Origin of the sequence: Micromonospora sp. NPDC005707 (genome assembly GCF_040631005.1) — a bacterium.
In the GTDB taxonomy this organism is placed as follows: domain Bacteria; phylum Actinomycetota; class Actinomycetes; order Mycobacteriales; family Micromonosporaceae; genus Micromonospora.
Map to the genome: position 1 here is coordinate 178,874 of NZ_JBEXYR010000012.1, position 14,889 is coordinate 193,762.

The window sequence follows — 14,889 nt, forward strand, 5'->3', positions numbered from 1 at the left end:
TGATGTCCGACATGCTCCGCGCCCCCGCCGAGGTCAAGTACGCCGACGAGCTCGCCTACCTGGAGTCCGTCGACACCGGCCCGAAGCCGTTCTCCTGGCGGCTCAGCCCCCGGATGGTCCGGCTGTTCGTCCTCGGATCCGAACGCGCCGACGGCCTGGACCGGGAGATCCCGCAGAAGTGGTTCGGCGACCGCGGCCTCGTCGAACGCAGCATCGTCACCCTGGCATCGGACCGGGGCCTGCTGCTCATCGGCGACCCGGGCACCGGCAAGAGCTGGCTGGCCGAGCTGCTCGCCGCCGCGATCTGCCGCAACTCCACCCTGGTCGTGCAGGGCACCGCCGGCACCACCGAGGACCACATCAAGTACTCGTGGAACGTGTCCATGGTCATCGCCCGCGGGCAGTCCCGCGAGTCGATGATCCCCTCCCCGATCATGACCGCCATGGAGCAGGGTGTCATCGGCCGCTTCGAGGAGCTGACCCGCTCCACCAGCGACGTGCAGGACGCGCTGATCTCCATCCTCTCCGAGAAGTACGTCTCGATCCCCGAGCTGAACGACGACAACATCGTTTTCGCCAGGCCCGGCTTCTCGATCATCGCCACCGCGAACAGCCGCGACCGCGGCGTCAACGACCTCTCCTCGGCGCTCAAGCGGCGGTTCAACTTCGTCCGCATCCCCGTGGTCACCAACAAGCGCAGCGAGGCGGAGATCGTCCGCTTCCGCACCGAGGAACTGCTCCGCCGGCACCGCATCGAGCTGGACGTCCCGCCCACCCTGCTGGACATCCTGCTGCAGAGCTTCGCCGACCTGCGGGCCGCCGCCGCGGCGGCCACCAGCGACGACGAGAAGCTCGAGTCGGCGCTGTCCACCGCCGAACAGATCGGCGTCCTCGAGGACGCCATCCTGCACAGCCAGTTCTTCGGCGACCGCACCCTGCGCCCGGAGACCCTCGCCGGGTCGCTGATGGGCTCGCTGGCCCGCCGCAGCCCGGAGGACCTGGCCATCCTCAACAAGTACCTGCACGGCGTCGTCGAGCCGCGCGCCAAGCAGGACGGTGGCGAGTGGACCGGCTTCCTCGACGGCGGCCGCCAGGCGATCGCGTCACTGTCGTGACCGCACCCACCGCCCCCGGCCTGTTCGGCGCGCTGCGCGAGCAGCTCACCGACGCGGCCGCCGCCTTCGCCGGCTCCCCCGACGCGCTCGCCGGGATCCTGGCCGGCATCGTCGACGACGTCGACCGGGCCCTCGGCGAACCGCTGGAGATCTTCCCGGTCTGCCACCACTCCCCCGCCAGCGCGCTGGCCATGGTGCGCCGGCTGCGGGCCAAGCAGCCCAAGGTCATCTACCTGGAGCTGTGCGAGGACCTGCGACCGCTCCTCGGCGAACTGCGCAACTGCCGGCTCCCGGTGGCCGTGCAGGCGTTCGCCACCGAACTCGACGGCTTCCCCGCCGAGTGGAGCCCGCTCAGCGTCGTCGCCCCCATCACCGAGGCGTCGGCCGAATACCAGGCCATCGCGTACGCGCTGGAGACCCCGGGCGTCGAGCTGGTGCTGGTGGACCGGTCCACCGACCACGTCTTCCAGTGGTCCCCCCGCGCCGCCGACCAGCCCCCGCAGGACGGCCCGGCCGCCGACCCCGAGTCGGGCGAGGAGGCGGCGCTGCACGGCGACGCGGTCGGCGTCGAGATCGGCGACCTGCGCCCCCGCTTCGCCGAACTGGAGGCGTACCTGCTGCACCACGGCAAGGTGCGGCACTGGTCGGAGTGGTGGGACCAGTACGTCGAACGGCCCCTCGCCGACGCCGACCACGACACCTACCGGCAGGTCATGGTGCTCATCGGCAGCCTGTTCCGGCGGCTGCGCCCCGCCGACGCCGACCGGCACGACCGCGACGAGGACCGCGAGCGCTACATGTGGACCCGGATCCGGCAGCACCTCGCCGCCTCCGGCGCCGACCCCGCGGACTGCCTCCACGTCTGCGGCGCCTTCCACGCCGCCAGCCACGTCGAACAGTTCGGCCTGGACTCGACCGCCCCCGACTTCCCGATCAGCCCCCGCACCGGCACCCGCTGGCGCTACGGCCTCATCCCGTCCAGCCACTCCGCCATCGAGGCACAGTTCGGCCTCGCCCGGGGCGCGGTCTCGATCGCCGCCGCGAGCTGGACGACCGCCGTGAGCCGCTCCGGCCTCGTCCCGTACCGGCTCGACGGCCAGCGCGGCCAGAAGAAGACCCGCCGGACCCGCGGCGCCGCCACGCCCGCACCCGCCGGGCCGGCCACCGACCGGCTCACCGGGTTCCTCGCCGCGCCGCCCGCCCTCGACGAGCTGGACGAGGCCGAGCTGCGCGGCTGGTGCGTCGACATCGTCCGGCTCGCCCGCCGCAACGGCTACCTGGCCAGCACCGCCGACGCCATCGCCGTCTTCGAGACCGCGATCCTGCTGGCGAACCTGCGCAACCGGGCCCGACCCACCCCGTACGACTTCGCCGACGCCGCGGTCACCTGCATCGAGAAGGACGCGGTGCCCGGCCGGCGCGACGTCCGCCGGCTCTGCGAGATCCTGCTCGGCGGCGACCGCGTCGGCCAGGTCGGCTACGACTCCCTGCCCCCGCTGGCCCGCGACGTCCTCGACCGGCTCCGCCCGCTCGGCCTGGACCTGGAGAAACGCACCGTGCAGCGGGCACTGCTCGACCTGCGGGCCGACCCGGCGCTGGCACCCTGCTCCGACCTGCTGTGGATGCTGCGGCACCTGCTCCCACCGGACGCGGCCCGGCCCATCATGGGCGAACGGCGCCTCGGGCACCGCTCGCTCCAGGAGAGCTGGGACCTGGCCCTGGGCCGCAACCAGCGCGCCCTCATCGAGCTGGGCTACGAGGGCGTCACCGTCGAGCAGGTGCTGGAACAGCGGCTGCGCCGCGCCGTCCGCGGCCCCGACGCGACCGCCGCCCGCGCGCTCGCCGCCGTCGAGGACGCCATCCGCCTGCTCGACAGCCCCCGCCTGGTCGACGAACTCGGCGCGCGGGCCGTCGAACTGCTCGCCGCCGAACGCACCGTCGACGACGCCCCGGACGTGCTGCGCCGCATCCGCCGGCTGCTCGCCCACCACCGCACCACCGCGCCGGCCCTGCCGGCCTGGTGCCAGGCGTTCGTGACCACCGGGTACGCGCACTACTGCACCCTGCTGCCCACCGCCTTCGTCGACGAGGCCACCGGGGTCCGCCAGGTCGGCGCCATGCTCGGCTTCCTGTTCAGCATGGAGGGCCTGGCCCTGTCGCTGGGCTGCGACCGCTCCCAACTCGAACTGGCCGTCGCCCAGTCCCACCCGGAGACCCCGGCCAAGGTGGCGCTGCTCTGGGCGGCCCGCCACCAGCTCGGCCTGCTCCCCCTGGCCGAGCTGCGCGCCCGCTGCGCCGACCTGCTGGCCAACCCGCTGGTGGTGCCGGCGTTCCCGCAGTACCTGTCCGGCTTCGTGCACGCCCTGGAGCCGGTGCCCGGGCTGGCGCCGTTCGTGGTCGAGACCATGTCCACGGCGTTCGCCCGGCTCCCCGACCCGGTGCTGCTGCCCTGGCTGCCCATGCTGATCACCACCCTGCGGGAGCAGGGGCCGGAGCTGGTGCCGCTGCTGGTCCGCGAGGCGGAACGCACCTTCCCGACCACCCTCCCCGCGCTCGACGCCTGGACACCACCCTGGACGGCGCCCGCAGCACCGGCGGCGCCAGCCGTGGCAGCGGCGGCGCCAGCCGTGGCAGGGGCCGGCGCCGGTCCGGTGCACGGTCTCCTGGTGGCGCACCCCGAGGCGGTGGACGCGGTGGCGGCGCTGCTGGGCTGCGACACCCCGTGGCAACCGGCCGCCGCCGCGGCCGCCGCCGGGCCGGCACACGGCGGCGCCCCGGGCGCCGAGGCCGCGGCACTGCTGGTCACACATCCGGCAACCGCGACCGCCGTAGCAGCCCTCCTGCGCCCGACGTAAGCGCACCACCCCCGTCCCGCCCTCGACGGCCGGGCCGGCCGCCCTTGTCGATCAACCGGCCCGGCCGCCCTTGTCGATCAGCCGGCCCGGCCCGGCCACCCTCGTTGATCATGAAGTTATTGCGCGGGAACGCGGTTTCCATAGGCAATAACTTCATGATCAACGGGCCCGAGGGGGCGGGTGTCGACGATCGTCGACAGCGGTCGGGCAGGGGCGCGGGGCCCTGGGTGGTGGGCCGGGGCGGTGGTCTTGCGGGGGGTGGCCACGATGGGAGTGTGCTTCGCTTTCTGCTGAACCTGTTGTGGCTCGTCTTCGGTGGCGGCTTCGTCCTGGCCCTGGGCTACGGCGTGGCCGCCCTCATCTGCTTCGCCCTGGTGATCACCATCCCGTTCGGGGTGGCCTCGCTCCGCCTCGCCTCGTACGCGCTGTGGCCCTTCGGCCGCACCCTCGTGCCGAAGCCGGGCGCCGGCGTCGCCTCCGGCCTGGCGAACGTGCTCTGGGTGCTGCTGGCCGGCTGGTGGCTGGCCCTGTCGCACATCCTCGCCGGCGTCGCGCTCTGCGTGACGATCATTGGCATTCCGTTCGGGGTGGCGAACTTCAAGCTCGTCCCCGCGGCGCTCTGGCCCCTCGGCCAGGAAGTCGTCGAGACGCCGTAACGCGGACCGGCCGCCACGCGAACGCTCCAACCCGGATGGTGGTCAGTGGAACCTCATGGGTGTCTCCCGAGGCCTGAGACACCCATGGCGTTCCACTGACGCCCAGGGCGCTGGTGGCGTGCGCGGACGAAGCGCCGCGGAGGTGACTTCTCGCTCGCCGCCGGCCGGCGGCCAACTGGTCGACCCGGGCTCGCGGACCTCCTCCAGCGGCCCGGTTGGCGGCACCCTCGGCCCAACCCAGGCCGGGGCATCACTCCAGCGGCAACTGTCAACGGTTCCTCGCCTCCGGGTCGCGGATCGCCGCCGGGACCAGGTCGGGTCCGGGACCAGGGCCACTCCCCCTAGAGCGTCCTAGGAGGCTGGGTAGTGGGCGGCGGGCGGGTCATCCGAAAGGGGCTCATGAACGGGTTTCCGCAGCTAGCGTCGGCAGGGTGGGCGGTCATATCGGGGTGATCGAGGCACTCAAGGCAGACCCCACCATGTCGGGCCTGCGCCGGTCCCTGGAGGCGTACTACGGCGACCCGGCCCGCGAGGCGGCGATGGACGCGTTCTACGCCCCGCTGGTCCGCCCCGGGGACCTGGTCTTCGACGTCGGCGCGCACGTGGGCGACCGCCTCGGCAGCTTCCGCCGGCTCGGCGCCCGGGTGGTGGCCGTCGAGCCGCAACCGCTGTGCACCCGCGCACTGCGCGCCCTGTACGCGGAGGACGACCGGGTGACCGTGGTCGAGGCGGCGTGCGGGGCGCGTACCGCGCCGGTGCGGCTGCACGTGAACTCGGCCAACCCGACGATCTCCACAGCGTCGGCGGGGTTCCTGCAGGCCGCGAACGGAGCCGGCGGCTGGGCGCACGAGGTCTGGGACGCCGAGATCGAGGTGGCCGGCACGACGCTGGACACCCTTGTCGCGGCGCACGGCGTACCCGCCTTCGTCAAGATCGACGTCGAGGGCTTCGAGGACGCCGTGCTGGCCGGACTGAGTCGTCCGCTGCCGGCGCTGTCCTTCGAGTTCACCACCATCGAACGCGACCTCGCCGCGCGCTGCCTGGACCGGCTCACCGGCCTGGGCTTCACCTCGTTCACCGTGGCGCTCGGCGACGAGATGTCGTTCGCCCTGCCCGGCTGGCGATCGGCGGACGAGGTCGCGGCGTACCTGCGCGCCCTGCCGCACGAGGCCAACTCGGGCGACGTCTACGCCCGCGCCCGCCCGTCCTGACCGGCCCGCCACCCCGCCGCCCATCCCGACCGGCCCGCCATCCCGACCGGCCGGCCATCCCGGCCGCCCGCCATCCCGACCGCCCGTCCCTGACCGGCCCGCCATCCCGGCCGCCCGTCCTGACCGGCCCGCCACCCCCGCCGCCCATCCCGACCGGCCCGCACCCCGGCCGCCCGCCCCTGACCGCCCGCCACCCCGGCCGCCCGTCCTGGCCGGTCCGCCGAGCCTCGGCCGCCCGCCCCTGACCGGCCCGCCAACCCCGCCACCGGGCCGCGGCCCGCAATCTTCGCAGGCGGCGGACTCCTCGCATCGACGCTGCTCACACCCTCGATGGGCCGCGTTGTCCAGCCCCACTTTTTTCAGGTTTCGAACTTAGCCATGTTTCGTTACCCGGCCGTTATTGACGTGACCGCCGCCACTTCGGTTGACTGCGACGGAACCGCTTCCGCAACCGGTTCCGAAACATCCGCCTCACCCCTGCGACCCGGGAGCGTCACGTGCCGATCACCATCGCCGACGTCGCCACCCGCGCCGGGGTGAGCAAGACGACGGTGTCGCGGGTGCTGAACGGCAAGGGCGAGGTGCACGTGCGCACGGCCGACCGGGTCCGCGCCGTCATCAACGCCCTCGGGTACGTGCCGAGCGCCCGCGCGGTCGGCCTGGCCCGCGGGCGTACCCGGGTGGTGGGCATGCTGGTCCCCGCCCTGACCTGGCCGTGGATGGGCGAGGTGCTCCAGGGCGCGGCCGACGTGGTCGAGGCCGAGGGCTACGGGATGCTGCTGTTCACCTGCACCCACGGCGACGAGTCGATGCGGCGGTTCGCCTCCCAGGTCTCCGCGAAGTCCTTCGACGGCCTGCTCGTGGTCGAGCCGGAGGGCACCCTCGACTACATCACCGAGCTGCACGAGCGTGGCCTGCCGGTGATCCTCATCGACGACCGCGGGCACCAGCCCGGCTTCCCGTCGGTGCGGACCACCAACGAGGCCGGCGCGCGGGCGGCGGCGGCGCACCTGCTGGCGCACGGGCGGAAGCGGCCGCTGGTCGTCACCGGCCTGAGCCGCTTCGGCTGCACCCGGGAGCGGCTCGCCGGGTTCGCGGCCGGGTACGCCGACGCCGGCCTGCCCATCGATCCCACCCTCGTCGTGGAGGGTGACTTCACCTTCGAGTGCGGGCGGGTCGCGGTGGAAGACCTGCTCGCCGACGGCGTGCCGTTCGACGCCGTCTTCGCCCACAACGACCTCTCCGCCGCCGGGGCGCTCCAGGCGCTGCGGGACGCCGGCCGGCGGGTCCCGGAGGACGTGGCGGTGGTCGGCTTCGACGACCTGCCGCTGGCCGGGCACACCCATCCACCGCTGAGCTCCGTGCGCCAGCCGTTGCGGGAGATGGGGGCGGTCGCCGCCCGTACCCTCATCGCCCACCTCGGCGGGACGCCGCTGCCCGGCACCCCGACCGTGATCCCGACCAGCTTCACCGTCCGCGCGTCGACCGGCGCCACCTGACCTCGCCACCGCTGTAGCACCACCCGCACCGGCGGGCGCCCCGCCCGCCGGTGGTAACACCGCACACCCTTCATCCACCACATCCCGCTCCAGGACCGCGGGAGCACCGAGGGAGACCTCCATGAGAAGAAGGCAACTCCTCGCCGTCGCGCTGGCCGGCGCGATGGCCACCGGCGTCGCCGCCTGCGGCGACAGCCCGAACGCCAACAAGAAGAACGGCCAGGCGGCCACGGTGCTGAACGTCGGCATGCCGAACGGTCCGCAGGCCGAGAACAACAACCCGTTCCTCACCACGTCCGCCGCGGCCTCGCTGGGCTACCGCTGGCAGATCTACGAGCCGCTGATGATGTGGAACCCGGTGAAGCCGGCCGACCCGTTCAAGCCGTGGCTCGCCACCAAGGCCGAGTGGTCGCAGGACTACACCTCGGTGAAGGTCACCATCCGGGACAACGCCACCTGGTCGGACGGTCAGAAGGTCACCGCCGAGGACGTCGCCTTCACCTACAACCTGGTGAAGAAGTACCCGGCGCTGAACGACCAGGGCGTGCCCTACACAGAGGCGACCGCCAGCGGCAACGACGTCACCATCAAGATGGAGAGCCCGCAGTTCGTCAACCAGCAGAAGGTGCTGTGGCGGGTGCCGATCGTGCCCAAGCACATCTGGGAGAAGATCAGCGACCCGACGACCGACACCGTCAAGCAGCCGGTCGGCAGCGGCCCGTACACCCTGAAGTCGTTCACCCCGGCCAGCATGACCCTGTCGGTGCGCGACAAGGGCTACTGGCAGGACCTGCCGAAGGTCAAGGAGCTGCGTTACACCTCCTACACGGACAACAGCGCGCAGACCACCGCCCTGGCCAACGGTGAGTCGGAGTGGAGCTTCGTCTTCATCCCCAACTACCAGGCCGTCTTCGTGGCCAAGGACCAGGAGCACCACAAGGTGTGGGCGCCGGCGATCCTCGGCATCCACGGCCTCTACCTCAACACCACGAAGAAGCCGTTCGACGACCCGGCGCTGCGCCGGGCCATGAACATGGTCATCGACCGTGCCGACATCTTCACCACGGCCGAGGCCGGCTACTTCCATCCGCAGGTGAAGAGCGTGACCGGCCTGCCCAGCCCGGCCGGTGACTCGTTCGTCGCGCCCGAGTTCAAGGGCCAGGAGCACAAGGTCGACGTCGAGGGCGCCAAGGCGCTGCTGACCGGCGCCGGCTACAAGCTGGAGGGCAACACCCTCAAGGACAAGACCGGCAAGGCCGTCACCATCAAGCTGACCGACCCGGCCGGCTGGTCCGACTACCAGACCAGCCTGGAGATCGTGAAGGACAACCTGTCGAAGATCGGCATCGCGGCCACGGTCGACAAGGCCAACCAGGACGCCTGGTTCCGCAACGTCGAGCAGGGCAACTTCGAGGCGACCTTCCGGTGGACCGAGGGCGGCGCCACGCCGTACGACATCTACCGGACCATCATGGACGGCCGGCAGCTCAAGCCGATCGGCACCGCCTCCCCCGCCGGTAACTTCGGCCGCTTCAACAACAAGGAGGCGACCGACGCTCTGGTCGCCTACGCGAACGCGACCGACGAGGCCGCGCGCACCACCGCCATGAACGCACTGCAGAAGATCTTCGTCGACCAGATGCCGATGATCCCGGTCGGCGCGGACAACATCGGCGGCGCGTACAGCACGAAGAACTGGACCGGCTGGCCGGACGACTCGAACCCGTACGGCGCCATGCAGCCCACCCAGCCCAACGCCGTGGACGTGGTCCTGCACCTCAAGCCCGCCAACGGCTGACCCCGCCAACCGACTCCCCGGCCGGCCGGCTCCCGGCCGGCCGGGGAGGCGCACCCCCACGCTCAGACAGGAACTCGGCATGACGTTGACCGAGAGCGCGGCGGCGCCGGTCGACGAGGTGGTGCTGGAGGCCGTCGGCCTGACCAAGCACTTCCCCGTCCGCAGGCGGCTGCGTGACCTCTTCTCCCGGACGCCGGCCGTCGTGCACGCCGTCGACGACGTATCGTTCGCGCTGCGTCGCGGCCGGGTGACCGCGCTGGTCGGGGAGTCCGGCTCCGGCAAGTCCACGGTGGCGCGGCTGCTGGCCCAGATCTATCCCCGCACCGCCGGCGACATCCGCCTGCACGGCACCTCGACCCGGGTCCGCGGCGGCCGGCCGTTCCGGTCGTACGTGCGGCGGGTCCAACTGATCCTGCAGGACCCGTTCGCCTCGTTGAACCCGGTGCACACCGTCCGCTACCACCTGACCCGGTCGCTGCGGATCCACGGCAACGCCGGGCGCGGCGCCGAGGAGCTGGAGGCGGCCCTCGCCAAGCTGCTCACCCGGGTGAGCCTCACCCCGCCCGAGCGCTACCTGGACGCGTTCCCGCACGAGCTCTCCGGCGGCCAGCGGCAGCGCGTCGCCATCGCCCGGGCGCTCGGCGCCGACCCGGAGGTGCTCCTCGCCGACGAGCCGGTCTCCATGCTCGACGTCTCGATCCGCCTCGGCGTGCTCAACCTGCTGCAGGACCTCAAGCAGCGGCTCAACATCGCGATCCTCTACATCACGCACGACATCGCCTCGGCCCGCTACTTCGCCGACGAGACGATCGTGATGTACGCCGGGCGGATGGTCGAGGGCGGCGACAGCGAGACGGTCACCCAGAACCCGGCCCATCCGTACACCCGGTTGCTGACCGATTCGGCGCCGGACCCCGAACGGATCACCGGCGACGGCGCCGACGCGGCCGCCGGCGCGGACCGCGGCCGGGGCGAGCCGCCGAGCCTGATCGCCCCGCCCGCCGGCTGCCGGTTCCACCCCCGCTGCCCGCACGCCATGCGGCGCTGCACCGTGGACCTGCCGCCGCGGCTGACCATCGGCGACCGGCCCGACCACTGGGCGGCGTGCTGGCTCTACGACCCGGACACCGTCGCGGCCGACACCCCCGGCTCGGCCGCGCCCGACGCCGACCCGACCGTGCCACCGCCCGCGCCGGCGGTCGAGCGGAACGACACCGCCACCCTGGGGGAGGCACGATGAGGTTCCTCCTGCAGCGCACGGCCTTCTACCTGTTCACGGCGTGGGCGGCCATCACGCTCAACTTCTTCATCCCGCGGCTGGTGCCGGGCGACCCGGTGCAGTCCCTCATCTCGCGCAACCAGGGCCGGATCAGCGCCGACGCCATCCAGTCGCTGCGCGTGCTGTTCGGGCTGGACGCGCACGAGAACATGTGGCAGCAGTACCTCGACTACTGGGGGCAGCTGCTCCACGGCGACCTGGGTCTGTCGTTCACCTTCTTCCCGACGCCGGTGTCGACGGTGATCGGCGACAGCCTGCCGTGGACGGTCGGCCTGGTCGGCATCACCACGATCATCAGCTTCCTCCTCGGCACCGCGCTCGGCGTCGGCGCCGGCTGGCGGCGCGGCTCCTGGGTCGACGGGCTGCTGCCAGCCACGACGTTCCTGTCCTCGATCCCGTACTTCTGGCTGGGTCTCGTCGCCATCGCCGTGTTCACCGGGCCGGGGAGCTTCTTCCCCTCCTCCGGCGGCTACGAGGCGGGCCTCGTGCCGGCGTTCGACGGGTACTTCATCCCGAGCGCGATCAAGCACAGCGTCCTGCCCGCCGCCACCATCCTGGTCTCCTCGATGAGCGGGTGGATCCTCAGCATGCGCAACATGATGGTGACCGTCTCGTCGGAGGACTACATCACCGTCGCCCACGCGAAGGGCCTGTCGGAGCGCCGGGTCGCCCTGAGCTACGCCGCCCGCAACGCGCTGCTGCCGAACGTCTCGGGCTTCGCGCTGTCGCTCGGGTTCATCGTCGGCGGCACGCTGCTCGTGGAGATCGTGTTCTCCTACCCGGGCCTCGGTTACCAGCTCTTCCAGGCGGTCGGCTACAAGGACTATCCGCTCATGCAGGGGATCTTCCTGATCATCACGATCTCCGTGCTGGTGGCGAATCTGCTCGCCGACGTCGCGTACCTCCTTCTCGACCCGCGGACCCGAAAGAGCTGAGCGATGACCATCTCACCGTCGAGCATCGAGCAGGTCATCCCCGGTCAGGGGGCGATGGCCCAGCCGTCGGCCGCGCCGGGCCGGGCGAAGCGGCGCCGGTTCCGGTTCGTCGCCAACGCCAAGGCCGCCACCGGCCTGGTCATCCTGGGCATCTACTGCCTCTTCGCGGTGATCGGGCCCTGGGTGGCGCCGTACGACCCGGACGCGCGCAGCGCCGACGTGCTCCAGGCGCCGTCGACCCGGCACTGGTTCGGCACCACCCACCTCGGTCAGGACATCTTCAGCCAGATCCTGGTGGGCGCGCGCAGCGTCATGGTGGTGGGCCTGCTCGCCGGCGTGCTGGCGACGATCCTGTCCATCCTCATCGGTGTGACGGCCGGCTACATCGGCGGGGTGCCCGACGAGGGACTGTCGGCGCTGTCCAACGTGTTCCTGGTCATCCCCGCCCTGCCGCTGATCATCATCGTGACGTCGATCGTCGAGCAGGCCAGCGACACGTTGGTGGCGCTCATCATCGGCCTCACCTCGTGGGCGTGGGGTGCCCGCGTGCTGCGCGCCCAGACGCTGTCGCTACGCCGCCGCGACTACGTCGAGGCGGCCCGGGCCACCGGCGAGCGGACCTGGCGGATCATCCTGTTCGAGATCCTGCCCAACCTCACCGCGATCATCGCCTCCGGCTTCGTCGGCACCGTCATCTTCGCGGTCATGTCGGAGATCACCCTGGCGTTCATCGGCATCTCGTCGATCTCGTCGTGGAACTGGGGCACCATCCTGTTCTGGGCGCAGGGCCAGCAGGCCCTCGCGCAGGGCGCCTGGTGGTGGTTCGTGCCGGCCGGGCTGGCCATCGCGGTGCTCGGCACCGCCCTCGCCCTGATCAACTTCGGCATCGACGAGTTCGTGAGCCCCCGGCTGCGCAGCGCCGGCAAGACCCGGATCCGCACCGCCGACGGCCGCACCGTGCGCATGCGGGTCGGCTTCACCCCCGTGCTGGCCCCGGTCTCCCGTCCGATTCCGGTCCCCCGAGAGGACGTCACGCCATGAGTGATCCGGTGCTGGAGATCCGCGGGCTGCGGGTCGACTACGGTCTCGGTGACGCGGCGGTGCACGCCGTACGGGACGTGGACCTCACCCTGCACCGCGGCGAGGTGCTGGGCCTGGCCGGGGAGAGCGGCAGCGGCAAGTCCACCCTGGCGTACGGGCTGACGCGGCTGCTGCCGCCGCCGGGCGTGGTCAGCGGCGGCCAGGTGATCTACCACCCGGCCGACGGCCCGCCGGTCGACGTGCTGACCCTCAGCCCGGCCCAGCTGCGGCAGTTCCGCTGGGCGGAGACCTCGATCGTCTTCCAGGGCGCCATGAACTCGCTGAACCCGGTGCACAAGGTCTCCACCCAGCTGCTCGACGTCATCAAGGCGCACGAGCCGACGAGCACACCGGCGGGCCGGCAGGCCCGGGCCCGGGACCTGCTCCGCCTGGTGGGCATCGCCGCGGACCGGCTGGACAGCTACCCGCACCAGCTCAGCGGCGGCATGCGGCAGCGCGTGATGATCGCCATGGCGCTGGCGTTGGAGCCGCAGGTGGTCATCATGGACGAGCCGACCACCGCGCTGGACGTGGTGATGCAGCGGCAGATCCTCGGCCAGCTCGCCGAGCTGCGGGAGCGCCTCGGCTTCGCGGTGCTGTTCATCACCCACGACCTGTCGCTGCTGGTCGAGTTCTCCGACCGGATCGCGATCATGTACGGCGGCCGGATCGTCGAGGAGGCGCCCGCCGCCCAGCTCTACCGGCGGGCGCTGCACCCGTACACCGAGGGTCTGCTGCATTCCTTCCCGGCGCTGCGCGGACCGCGCCGGGAGCTGACCGGCATCCCCGGCTCGCCGCCGGACCTGCGGGCCATGCCGAAGGGCTGCGCGTTTCACCCGCGCTGTCCGAAAGCGTTCGACCCGTGCGACAAGGAGGTGCCGGTGCTCGGCGCCGCCGACCCGGACCGGGACGTCGCCTGCTGGCTGCACCCGGTCGCCGCCCCGGTCCCCCGCTGACCCCGCTCTCCGTCCGACCGAACGACCCGCTACCGCGAGGAGAACCATGGACACCGACCTCACCCGCCCGAACACCATCGGGCAGGCCGACCCGATCGACACCCTCCCGCCGACCTTCCGGTGGGGGGTGGCGACCTCGTCGTACCAGATCGAGGGCGCGGTGGCCGAGGACGGCCGGACACCGTCGATCTGGGACACCTTCTGCCGGGTGCCCGGCGCGGTGGCCAACGGCGACCACGGCGACGTGGCCTGCGACCACTACCACCGGATGCCGCAGGACGTCGCGCTCATCGCCGACCTGGGTCTGGACACCTACCGGTTCTCGGTGGCGTGGCCGCGGGTGCAGCCGGGCGGGCGCGGGCCGGCGAACCCGGCCGGGCTGGCCTTCTACGACCGGCTCGTGGACGAGCTGCTGGGCCGCGGGGTCGACCCGTGGGTGACCCTCTACCACTGGGACCTGCCGCAGGAGCTGGAGGACGCGGGCGGCTGGCCCAACCGGGACACCGCCTACCGGTTCGCCGACTACGCGGAGCTGGTCTTCGGCGCGCTCGGCGACCGGGTGAAGACGTGGACCACGCTGAACGAGCCGTGGTGCTCGGCGATGCTCGGGTACGCGTACGGCAACCACGCCCCGGGCCGGCGGGACCTGGGTGACGGGATCGCCGCGGCGCACCACCTGCTGCTGGGGCACGGGCTGGCGGTGCAGCGGCTGCGCGCCGCGGCGGCCACCCCGATCGAGCTGGGCCTGACCGTCAACCTGTCCACCGCCGACCCGGCCTCCGACAGCGCGGCCGACCGGGACGCGGCGCGGGCCGCCGACGGGCTGGGCAACCGGCTCTACCTGGACCCGGTGTTCCGTGGCTCCTACCCGGAGGACGTGGTGGCGGACCTGGCCGCCGAGGGGGTGCGCATCCCGGTCGAGGAGGGCGACCTGGAGGTGATCTCCTCTTCCATCGACGTGCTCGGGGTGAACTTCTACTTCGGGCAGGTGCACTCCGGGACCGACGAGCAGGGCCGGGAGCGGGACGACGACGGCCGGCCGGTGCGCCGGGTGATCCGCCGGGACCTGCCGCGCACCGCGATGGACTGGGAGATCGTGCCGGAGTCCTTCACCGAGCTGCTGGTCCGGCTGCACCGGGACTACCCGGGCGTGCCCCTGGTGATCACCGAGAACGGGGCGGCCTTCGACGACGAGCCGGACGCCGACGGGTTCGTGGCCGACGACGACCGGGTGGCGTACCTGACCGAGCACCTGCGGGCGGTGGCCCGGGCCCGGCAGGCCGGCGCGGACGTGCGCGGCTACTTCGCCTGGTCGCTGCTGGACAACTTCGAGTGGGCGTACGGCTACGACAAGCGGTTCGGCATCGTGCGGGTGGACTACGACACCCAGCGGCGCACGCCGAAGCGCAGCGCGCACTGGTACCGCGACACCATCCGGCGGGTGCGCGGGGAGCGCTGACCCGGCCGTTCGGGGCGGCCGCGCGGGATCCTCCCGGGCGGCCGCC

11 protein-coding genes are annotated in these 14,889 nt (G+C 72.4%); all 11 read left to right on the forward strand.

The features are described 5' to 3' along the window. Nucleotides 1–2 precede the first annotated feature (2 nt). On the forward strand, nucleotides 3–1,115 hold the full coding sequence (locus ABZ452_RS23830; protein WP_357946754.1) for an AAA family ATPase: 1,113 nt from the start codon (nucleotides 3–5) through the stop codon (nucleotides 1,113–1,115). After that, nucleotides 1,112–3,970, forward strand: coding sequence for a DUF5682 family protein (locus ABZ452_RS23835; RefSeq protein ID WP_357946757.1), 2,859 nt, complete (start codon nucleotides 1,112–1,114; stop codon nucleotides 3,968–3,970). The genes ABZ452_RS23830 and ABZ452_RS23835 overlap by 4 nt, the downstream gene beginning before the upstream one ends. 275 nt (nucleotides 3,971–4,245) lie before the next feature. Further along, nucleotides 4,246–4,626 (forward strand): YccF domain-containing protein, encoded by a 381-nt coding sequence (locus ABZ452_RS23840; RefSeq protein ID WP_357946759.1) that lies wholly within the window; start codon nucleotides 4,246–4,248, stop codon nucleotides 4,624–4,626. Nucleotides 4,627–5,105: 479 nt separating this feature from the next. Then, nucleotides 5,106–5,837, forward strand: a complete 732-nt coding sequence (locus tag ABZ452_RS23845; RefSeq protein ID WP_357946814.1) for an FkbM family methyltransferase — start codon at nucleotides 5,106–5,108, stop codon at nucleotides 5,835–5,837. Nucleotides 5,838–6,334: 497 nt separating this feature from the next. Next, nucleotides 6,335–7,336 carry a LacI family DNA-binding transcriptional regulator gene (locus ABZ452_RS23850; RefSeq protein ID WP_357946762.1) on the forward strand — a complete coding sequence of 334 codons (1,002 nt, stop codon included), beginning with the start codon at nucleotides 6,335–6,337 and terminating at the stop codon, nucleotides 7,334–7,336. Nucleotides 7,337–7,457: 121 nt separating this feature from the next. Next, complete coding sequence (locus ABZ452_RS23855; RefSeq protein ID WP_357946764.1) at nucleotides 7,458–9,134, forward strand: ABC transporter substrate-binding protein; 1,677 nt, start codon at nucleotides 7,458–7,460, stop codon at nucleotides 9,132–9,134. Nucleotides 9,135–9,213: 79 nt separating this feature from the next. Then, nucleotides 9,214–10,374: an ABC transporter ATP-binding protein gene (locus ABZ452_RS23860; RefSeq protein ID WP_357946767.1), complete on the forward strand. Its 1,161-nt coding sequence runs from the start codon at nucleotides 9,214–9,216 to the stop codon at nucleotides 10,372–10,374. After that, nucleotides 10,371–11,348: an ABC transporter permease gene (locus ABZ452_RS23865; protein WP_357946770.1), complete on the forward strand. Its 978-nt coding sequence runs from the start codon at nucleotides 10,371–10,373 to the stop codon at nucleotides 11,346–11,348. Before ABZ452_RS23860 ends, ABZ452_RS23865 begins: the two co-directional genes overlap by 4 nt. Before the next feature lie 3 nt (nucleotides 11,349–11,351). Then, nucleotides 11,352–12,389: an ABC transporter permease gene (locus ABZ452_RS23870; protein ID WP_357946773.1), complete on the forward strand. Its 1,038-nt coding sequence runs from the start codon at nucleotides 11,352–11,354 to the stop codon at nucleotides 12,387–12,389. Continuing rightward, on the forward strand, nucleotides 12,386–13,384 hold the full coding sequence (locus ABZ452_RS23875; RefSeq protein WP_357946775.1) for an ABC transporter ATP-binding protein: 999 nt from the start codon (nucleotides 12,386–12,388) through the stop codon (nucleotides 13,382–13,384). Before ABZ452_RS23870 ends, ABZ452_RS23875 begins: the two co-directional genes overlap by 4 nt. Before the next feature lie 46 nt (nucleotides 13,385–13,430). Then, the gene (locus ABZ452_RS23880) at nucleotides 13,431–14,843 is read left to right on the forward strand and encodes a GH1 family beta-glucosidase (RefSeq protein ID WP_357946778.1); all 1,413 of its coding nucleotides are present in this window, start codon (nucleotides 13,431–13,433) and stop codon (nucleotides 14,841–14,843) included. Nucleotides 14,844–14,889 lie beyond the last annotated feature (46 nt).